Origin of the sequence: Vibrio sp. 1641 (assembly GCF_033339995.1) — a bacterium.
Classification (GTDB): domain Bacteria; phylum Pseudomonadota; class Gammaproteobacteria; order Enterobacterales; family Vibrionaceae; genus Vibrio; species Vibrio alginolyticus.
Genome location: NZ_JAWOVP010000408.1, coordinates 1 through 560 on the forward strand (window position 1 = coordinate 1; position 560 = coordinate 560).

General features: G+C 50.9%; 1 protein-coding gene. It reads left to right on the forward strand.

What is annotated here, in order from left to right:
• Positions 1–560, forward strand: a 560-nt coding sequence (locus R7Z47_RS26250; protein WP_318130952.1) for an SLC13 family permease, incomplete at both ends; no start/stop codon positions are given.

Genomic DNA, 560 nt, shown 5'->3' on the forward strand with positions numbered 1-560 from the left:
CCATCGACTTCCTCTCATGGATGATGATGGGCTTACCTTTTGTCTTAGTGCAATTGACCATCGCTTGGTTCTTACTGCAAAAGCTGTTCCCATCGAGCGAGCCAGAAATGAAACTCAAGTTGGATGGCACTTTCAAAAAGAGCTGGCGCGCAATGGTGGTTTACGTGACCTTCGCCCTCACCATCGTCTTGTGGATGACCACCAAAGCTCATGGCATGAATACGTACGTCGTCGCGATTATTCCTCTGGCAGTCTTTACCTTAACGGGCATCATGGGCAAAGAAGAGCTCAAACTGATCAACTGGGACGTATTGTGGTTGGTTGCCGGTGGTATTGCGATTGGTATTGCACTCGATAAAACGGGCTTGGCAGAAGCGCTGGCCCACGCAATTGATTATGAGGCACTGTCTCCATTTGCGGTGGTGGTTGCACTCTCCATCGTGTGTTGGTTGATGGCCAATTTTATGTCGAACACCGCGACCGCGAACTTGTTGATGCCAATTGCCGCAGCTATCGGGGTTTCCATGCCGAGTTTGGCCGCTGTCGGTGGCTTACAAGGC